We start from the raw sequence: 8,025 nt of genomic DNA on the forward strand, positions 1-8,025 counted from the left end.
GCAACAGTGTGGGGTTCCCGAGGAGACGGCCCTTTCCCTGCTCCGTCATGTGGCGACCTATATCGGTCAATACCGCTGAATCAGCAGATGCGGTATTGCCGGGGCAGGCAGCAGGCTGACAACGTGACCTGTTACGCATCAGATCATGCCAGTCCCGCGATCCGACTGGCGCTTGCGTGGGTACACCTCAGAGTCCCGTCATCTAAATCTTGGCTGGGGTGGTGTCTGATTGGGAAAACGCCGTAAATACATTCCTGTAGGCTCCGCGTCGGCATCCCTGCCTCCGAGGTTTTCCGATCAGACACCACCCCGCCTTATCAATGACTTAGGAACTTAGATGACGTGGTCCTGGTGTGCCCCTCCCGTTACTTGACTTGAACTTCCTGGCAATAGAATGACCTGCTTGCCGGTCTATTGATGTAAGTGCAGGCCAATCGATCGGTCCGCGCAGCAGGATGTTGCCGAATCCTGAATATCCCACCAACAGGAGCGAATCATGCCCCAGGTGCACCACAGGGAAATCACCATTGAAAAGATAGCGTGTTCCCTGCATGTTATCGCGTTGAAGAAGGGGCTCAGTGAACTTGATATTGCTGATGTCCTGAAAGTCACAGTGGGAGGAGGAAATATCGCGCGGGAACTGACCTCTACCGGCCTGGCAATGGGGCATCGGGTTGAAGCTGTGAAGGAAAACAGCCAGACCGTTATGTATGTGCAGAAAAAGGGTGACTGAATGCATACCAACTCGACAAAGACGGCTGCTGAACTGTTTGTTGAATGCCTGGAGAATGAAGGCGTGGAATATATCTTCGGTATTCCCGGTGAAGAGAATCTGGCCTTTATCGATGCTTTGCTGGACAGCAGCATTCGGTTTGTGACGGTGCGCCACGAGCAGGGAGCTGCCTTCATGGCGGATGTATATGGCCGGCTGACCGGCAGAGCCGGCGTGTGCCTGGCTACGCTGGGTCCCGGCGCCACCAACCTGGTGACGGGTTTCGCCGATGCCAACATGGACAGGGCTCCTGTTGTCGCCATTGCCGGGCAGGGCGCCACCACGCGTATGCACAAGGAGAGCCACCAGGTGCTTGATCTGGTCAACCTGTTCAAGCCCATATCGAAATACAGCGTGAACGTGCTGGAGCCGGAAAATGTTCCGGAAATCATCCGCAAGGCGTTTAAGGATGCCCAGGCCGAAAAACCCGGAGGCTGCTTCATATGCCTGCCTGAAAACATCGCCGGCAGCGAAGTTACGGATGATCTTGTGCCGCTGAAGGTGCAGGGGCCTCTGCCTGCATTCCCTAATCCGGACAAGATCCGGCAGGCAGCCGATGTCATATCACAGGCACGACACCCGATCATCATGGCGGGCAATGGCGTGGTGCGGGCTCATGCACAGGAAGCCCTGTTGCGCTTTGCTGAGCGGCTGAATATTCCGGTGAGCCAGACGTTCATGGCCAAGGGTTGCATGCCGTTTGATCATCCACTCAGCCTCGGCAGCGTGGGTCTGCAGGCCCACGACTATGTTGCCTGTGGTTTTGATCATGCCGATGTCATCATTTGTGAGGGTTTCGATATGGTGGAATACCATCCCAGCCTGTGGCACCCCGGCAAGGACAAGAAGATCATTCACATTGACCGTTCCTATGCCGAGGTCGATGCGCACTACATTCTTGAGGCCGGCGTGATCGGTGAAATCGGCAGCTCGCTGGCACAGATAGCCGAGCTGGCCAGCCCGCAGAAACAACGCTGGGCCGGCTCGTTGCGCGAGAGCATCGTCAGGGAACTGCAGGACTACGCGGACAATGACAGTTATCCGATCAAACCCCAGCGGATTCTGAATGATACCCGCCAGGTCATGGGGCGTAGCGACATCCTGATTTCGGATGTGGGCGCGCACAACAAGCGTGTCTTCGGCCTCGTGATAGATTTTGGGACATCCCAGTCCCCAAAATCGACTCAGCCTTTGACAACCTATTTGTGCCCCAGCCGTCCTGGTCACCAAGCACTACGCAACAACTTCGCAAGCTCGTTGCTGCTCCGTACTTGACTCCCATATGACTGGACGCCGCGTTCGGAGGCCTACTTTGTTTTCCCTCTGGCGCAAGGTACGCCGGGAAAACAGTGCGGCCTCGCGGCTACTGGGGTCTACCAGCCTTCGCTTCGCTCTCCATGGCTGGCAGCGGATGTGGATCGCCCGGCTCTACCGCTGTTACGAGCCGAATACCTGCATCATTTCCAATGGTTTTGCTTCCATGGGCATCGGCGTTCCGGGAGCCATGGCAGCCAAGCTGGCCAATCCGGACAAGCGGGTGATGACGATTACGGGTGATGCCGGTTTCATGATGAATTCCCAGGAAATCGAAACCGCCCTGCGCTGGAACATCGCGATGGTCATCATGATCTGGAACGACAGTGAGTACGGCCTGATCAAATGGCACCAGCAGCGCCATTTCGGGCGCACAGGGCATATCAGCTTCAACAATCCCGATTTTGTGAGATATGCCGAGTCATTTGGTGCCAGGGGATATCGGGTCACGTCGGCTGACGGGCTTCGGCCGACACTGGAACGGGCTTTTGACGACAACACCGTGGTGATCGTCGATGTTGCCGTGGATTACTCTGAAAACATGAAGCTCACGGAAAAACTCGGCAAACTGGTTTGCCCCATCTGAGGGAGATATTCTGCTCATGAATACGCATGTTTCTCTGGGAGTCCCAGGTGCAGTCCCCGCTGGTCAACCGCTCTCTGTCACTTCTCCCTATGACGGCAGTTTGCTGGCAACGGTGGATGTAGTTGATGAAGACGGCGTCGGGCAGGCGCTGCAAAATGCCTTTGCTGCTTTTTACGACCGCAGTCAGTGGCTGCCGGCTGCCAGACGCATCGGTATCCTGGAAGAGACCGCCAGCCTGATGGAGCAGCATTTTGATGAGCTGGTCACGCTTGCAGCCCGCGAAGGCGGCAAGCCGTTGATGGACTCGCGTGTGGAGGTCTTGCGCGCTATCGATGGTGTAAAGAACTGCATCGAATGCATACGTACCGGCCATGGCATGGAAATCCCCATGCAGCTGAATGCCGCTTCCGCCAACCGCCTGGCGTTTACAAGCAGAGAACCCATTGGTGTCGTGGTGGCCTTCAGTGCTTTCAATCACCCCCTGAACCTGATCGTACACCAGGTGGGTCCTGCCGTTGCCAGTGGCTGTCCGGTGATCATCAAACCTGCCGAAGACACGCCCCTGTCTGCATTCCGCTTTGTTGAACTGCTGCGTGAAGCCGGTTTGCCGGAGAGCTGGTGTCAGCCCTTGCTGACCACGGGGCACCCGGTTTCCGCCGGGTTGGTCGCAGACAGGCGAGTCGCCTTCTTCAGCTTCATTGGCAGTGCCAGGGTGGGCTGGATGCTGCGCTCGCAACTCGCGCCGGGCACGCGTTGTGTTTTGGAGCATGGTGGCGTGGCTCCGGTGGTGATCACTGCGGACGCCGACCTGGATGATGTGCTGCCTCTGCTGGCCAAAGGCGGTTTTTACCACGCCGGTCAGGTATGTGTATCGGTGCAACGTGTTTTCGCTCATGCCTCCATCGCACAGGAAGTTGCCGCGCGACTGGCTGAAATCGGCGGTCGTTACAGGGCAGGTGACCCCTTGGATGAAAATACGGAAATCGGCCCGCTGATCCGCCATCAGGAAACCGATCGCATTGAAAACTGGGTGAATGAAGCTGTGGAAGGCGGAGCTGTCCTGGTCGGAGGAGGTGGCAGGCGTCAGGGCGATGCATTTTTTGAGGCGACTGTGCTGCACAACCCACCGCCTGACGCGAAGGTAAGCCGTAACGAGATCTTCGGACCGGTGATATGCGTCTATGACTGGCGGGAACTGGATGCTGCCATCGAAATGGCGAACGAGGTGCCCTATGCCTTCCAGGCTTCCGTATGTACCCGGGATATTGATACAGCGCTGTATGTCAGCTCGAACCTGCAGGCCTCGGCAGTGATGGTGAATGACCACACAGCCTTTCGTGTGGACTGGATGCCTTTCGCCGGTTTGAAAGAATCCGGTTATGGCGTAGGCGGTATTCCCTATACTTACCGTGACATGCAGATAGAAAAACTCACGGTGATCCGTTCGAGAGGCTTGCAGGGTATGCTTTGATCCGCCTGCGAAAATATTGGTGTGTTGAAGTTTGCAGGCTCATTTCCTGAGCCACTGCCTGCTGCATACTGCATGTCAAGAGTCACGATATGAAGGGTGAATGACATATAATATATTGATTTTGATGAATTTCTCATGGGGCTTTCTGCCATAGCGGTGGCCATGAGTGCGGTGTTCTGGTTGTTCTTCGGCTGGTGAACCGAGCCATGAAGCCGTCATGGTTTATGGACACTGCCAGCTGGTAAACTGCGGCTATGTCTTCAAATCAGGTTTCAGTCACCGATACCCAGCAGCAGCAATTGCAGGCGCTGTACCTGGAGAATCGCCGCCAGCGTTTCAAATCTGAAATCAACCGCCTCACGGGGGGTGATATGCAGGCGCTGCTGGAACCGCAACCCCAGGCTGAAGACCTGTCCTTTCTGCTGACCTATGTGTATGCCTGGCACTGGCTGCGCCAGCATGTGGCCGTCGAATATCACCGCGCCCTGCTGGCGCCGTTCAGGGGTTCTGCCAGAGCCTTTCTCATGGAGATGCTCGAAGAGTCGGAAAGCGCCGATGATTTTGTCCGTGCCTATATCGATCACTGGCTGGCTTCTCCGGGGCCGGGGCCGGCCCAGCGGGAGCAGCTGTTTCGGCTGCTGCGGCGCAGAGACAATGACCCCAACCGCCTGAGGCAGGATATTCTGGCTATCTGGCGGAACCTGCAGCTGTTTACCCAACCTGACAAACAGCACTATGCCCGGATCGCCAGAATCGAGCGCAACCGCTATGGCGATACCCTGGGAGAGGCTGACAGGGAACGCCTGGCCCTGGTGGACAGCCTGCCCGATATGCCGAAAAAGCAGCAACAGTTCGACAAGCTGGGCCTGATTCCCCACATGGGCTGCCCCCAGACCTGCCGGCATTGCATGTTCATCTGGCGCCCTTTCGTACGCAGTGAGGAGAATCCGGATCAGCTTTATGAGCTGGTGGATGCCCATACGCAAAGCGTGCTGTTCACCGGCGGGGATCTGACCCGCCATATGGCGCATTTTTACCGCGCTATGCGCAAGATGCGCCATGTACGCACCTTTGCCATCCTGCTGAACGGTGATTTTGCCAAAGATATTGTACAAACGAAGGCTTTACTGGACGCGATGGCGCAGGCATTGAAAGCCCGCCCGGCGGGCTGGCCCCAGGCGCATATCCTGCTGCAGATCAGTTTCGATGAATTTCACCAGGAAGTGCTCATCGACAAACACGGTCAGCTCAGGGAAAGGATACCAGTGGCGAAGATAGCCAATATCGTTGAGCTGGCGCCCCGATACCAGGACATTCAGCTGGCGTTGCTGCACAAGCAGAACCGGCTGAATTTTTCCATGGACCTGTTTCACAAGGGCGTGTTTGGCCGTCTGGCGCAGGAACTGGGGCAGCGGGGACACCAGCTGCAGATACTGTCCACCGCAGCTTCGGAAAGAATAAAAACGCAGCCAGGCAGCAGTCAGCGGGGAAAATTGATCAAGGATGCCAGTTTCGTGCTGCAGCAGTACCCCGATGCGCCCATCCTGCTCACCAGTTCCACTATCGATGCCTATGGGCGTGCGGAGCTGCTGGAGGAGGGTGAATCGGTTCGGGAGAAGGAATTTCTGGCAGAGGTGCTGGGCAGGATGCGCTCACCGGGGCAGGGTTTCGATACGGATCTGATGTTCTGGTTCAACGGCTGGGCCACCCTGTTTTCTGCGGTGCATGTCTGCCTGGGTAATGTTTACGAAGAGGGCGCGGAAACTGTGCTGGCGCGGCAGCGCAAGGATCCGCTCAGCAGGGCGCTGGCTGATTTCGATTGCCGCCTGCTCGATTTCTATGCCGAGAAGAAAGATGACCTTGATGCCCTGGTGGCCAGCGCGACCGGGCCGCACCACCTGTTTCATCGGCTCACCGAAGATGCCGACATGCGCCTGCACATGACGCGGCGCTTGATTGCCTGACACGCTAGTCGCATAATCAGCGCCCTTTTCATTCCCCAAGGACTGCCCGATGTGGTTTAGAAACCTGATCCTGTATCGCTTCACCCAGGCTTTCGACCTGGACGCCGAGACATTGGAAGAGAAACTGGCGGAAAAGACCTTTCGCCCCCTGGGTGACATGGAACCGGCTTTTACCGGCTGGACGGAACCCCTGGGAAAAGAAGGCAGGCAACTGGTACACACCGTGGGCAACTGCATGATGCTGTGCGCCCGCAAGGAAGAAAAGATACTGCCTGCCGCTGCGGTGCGGGAACTGGTGGAAGCCAGGGCGGGAGAGATCGAAGAGAAGGAAGGCAGGGAGGTGCGGGCCAGGGAGCGTCGTGAACTCAAGGAAACGGTGCTGCTGGAAATGATTCCCCGCGCCTTCAGCAAGAGCCATCACCAGTATGCCTATATCGACAGCAGGAACGGTTGGCTGGTGGTGGACACGGCAACGGCCAGCCGGGCAGAAGCCTTCATCGACCTGCTGCGCGAGTGCCTGGGCACCTTGCCCGTGGTGCCGTTGCAGGTGGCAGAATCACCCGATGCCGTCATGACCGAATGGCTGAAAGAAGGTGGCGTGCCTGGGGCGATCCAGATCGGGGACGAATGCGAGCTGCGTGACCTCATGGAAGACGGCGCCATTGTGCGGGTCCGCCGGGAAGACCTGTTCTCCGATGAAATCCGGGTGCACCTGGAGGCGGGCAAGCGGGTGATGCGCTTGGCGCTGACCTGGGAAGAGCGGGTCAGCTTCCTGCTCGATGAAAAATTTCAGCTCAAACGCCTGCGTTTTCAGGATGCGGTGCTCGACGAGGCCGGTGATGTGGGTGCGGAAACGGTAGCCGAGCGCTTCGATGCGGACTTCGCCATTATGACGGGCGAGTTCTCCCGTTTTCTGCCGGAATTGATCACCTTGTTCGGTGGTGAGGAAAAAGACGGATTTTCCTGATCCTGTCTGTAGACGCCCCTCTCCCCTTTCGTGGGGAGAAGGGCGTCTACAGACAGGTTAACAAAGAAGCATCAACGCCCGTAGAGATCTTCCAGCCGCTCGATATCGTCTTCTCCGAGATAAGCGCCGGACTGTACCTCGATAATATCGAGAGGAATCTTGCCGGGATTTTCCAGCCGGTGCTGCTGGCCGATGGGAATGAAGGTGGACTGGTTCTCCGACAGCAGAAAGGTCCTGTCGCCGCAGGTGACCTTGGCCGTGCCTTTCACTACCACCCAGTGCTCGGCGCGGTGATGATGCATCTGCAGGGACAACTGTGCGCCTGGCGCCACGGTGATGCGCTTTACCTAGTAGCGTTCTGCCCGGTCGATGCCCTGGTAGCTGCCCCAGGGGCGGTGAACCAGCGCGTGAATATCGATTTCCTTACGCTGTTCTCCGCTGAGCTGGTTGACCAGTTCCTTGACCTTCTGTACCTGGTCCCTGTGGGCAACCAGTACCACGTCGTGGGTATCGACCACCATGATGTCCTCGAGGCCTACCGTGGCCAGCAGGCGGCTGTCCGAGCGCAGGTAGCAGTTGCGCGAATCCTGGGCGAGGACGTCGCCCGTGATCACGTTACCGTCGTCGTCCTTGTCGCCGATCTCCCACAGGGCGGACCAGGAACCCACGTCGTTCCAGCCCACGTTCAGGGGAATCACGACGCCATTGTCTGTGTGTTCCATGACAGCATAGTCGATGGAGTCGGAAGAACAGTCGATGAAGGCCTGCTTTTCCAGGCGGATGAAATCCGCATCGGTTTCGGCCTGTTCATAGGCCTGTTTGCTGGCTTCGAGGTAACTACTCACCCCTATCAGCATAGAGCTGTCCCGAAAAGGCCATTTGAATGGCGACCAGCGGATTGTATCCCTGATTTGCCATGGTCTGCAGGTAACTGGAGATGCGGCAATAGGC

At 57.3% G+C, this 8,025-nt stretch carries 7 protein-coding genes and 1 pseudogene; 6 read left to right on the forward strand and 2 right to left on the reverse strand.

The window, feature by feature from the left end; all coding sequences use genetic code 11:
* Positions 1 to 496 precede the first annotated feature (496 nt).
* The 6 genes and pseudogenes from ACOCD2_RS08415 to rdgC all read left to right on the forward strand — a co-directional run bounded on the left by ACOCD2_RS08415 (position 497) and on the right by rdgC (position 7,074).
* Positions 497 to 733, forward strand: a complete 237-nt coding sequence (locus ACOCD2_RS08415; RefSeq protein WP_293652586.1) for a hypothetical protein — start codon at positions 497 to 499, stop codon at positions 731 to 733.
* Positions 734 to 2,047 carry an acetolactate synthase large subunit gene (locus ACOCD2_RS08420; RefSeq protein WP_305800397.1) on the forward strand — a complete coding sequence of 438 codons (1,314 nt, stop codon included), beginning with the start codon at positions 734 to 736 and terminating at the stop codon, positions 2,045 to 2,047. It begins immediately after the preceding gene.
* Between the two features lie 136 nt (positions 2,048 to 2,183).
* Positions 2,184 to 2,672: pseudogene (locus ACOCD2_RS08425) on the forward strand (thiamine pyrophosphate-dependent enzyme); the annotation flags it as partial.
* A 16-nt stretch (positions 2,673 to 2,688) separates the two neighbouring features.
* On the forward strand, positions 2,689 to 4,143 hold the full coding sequence (locus ACOCD2_RS08430; protein ID WP_293647020.1) for an aldehyde dehydrogenase family protein: 1,455 nt from the start codon (positions 2,689 to 2,691) through the stop codon (positions 4,141 to 4,143).
* 254 nt (positions 4,144 to 4,397) lie between these two features.
* A complete protein-coding gene (locus ACOCD2_RS08435) occupies positions 4,398 to 6,107 on the forward strand; it encodes a hypothetical protein (RefSeq protein ID WP_293672549.1) in 1,710 nt (569 codons plus the stop codon).
* Between the two features lie 49 nt (positions 6,108 to 6,156).
* On the forward strand, positions 6,157 to 7,074 hold the full coding sequence (rdgC, locus tag ACOCD2_RS08440; RefSeq protein WP_293647024.1) for a recombination-associated protein RdgC: 918 nt from the start codon (positions 6,157 to 6,159) through the stop codon (positions 7,072 to 7,074).
* Between the two features lie 71 nt (positions 7,075 to 7,145).
* Here rdgC and ACOCD2_RS08445 read toward each other — a convergent pair whose 3' ends face one another.
* Together ACOCD2_RS08445 and ACOCD2_RS08450 are read right to left on the reverse strand one after the other, a co-directional pair.
* Positions 7,146 to 7,412: a cupin domain-containing protein gene (locus ACOCD2_RS08445; RefSeq protein WP_419596098.1), complete on the reverse strand. Its 267-nt coding sequence runs from the start codon at positions 7,410 to 7,412 to the stop codon at positions 7,146 to 7,148.
* Positions 7,413 to 7,421: 9 nt separating this feature from the next.
* Entirely contained in the window at positions 7,422 to 7,931 is a 510-nt protein-coding gene (locus ACOCD2_RS08450) for a hypothetical protein (RefSeq protein ID WP_419596097.1), read from the reverse strand.
* Positions 7,932 to 8,025: the final 94 nt, after the last annotated feature.

This window comes from Thiolapillus sp. (genome assembly GCF_048562965.1).
Taxonomy (GTDB): domain Bacteria; phylum Pseudomonadota; class Gammaproteobacteria; order Chromatiales; family Chromatiaceae; genus Thiolapillus; species Thiolapillus brandeum_A.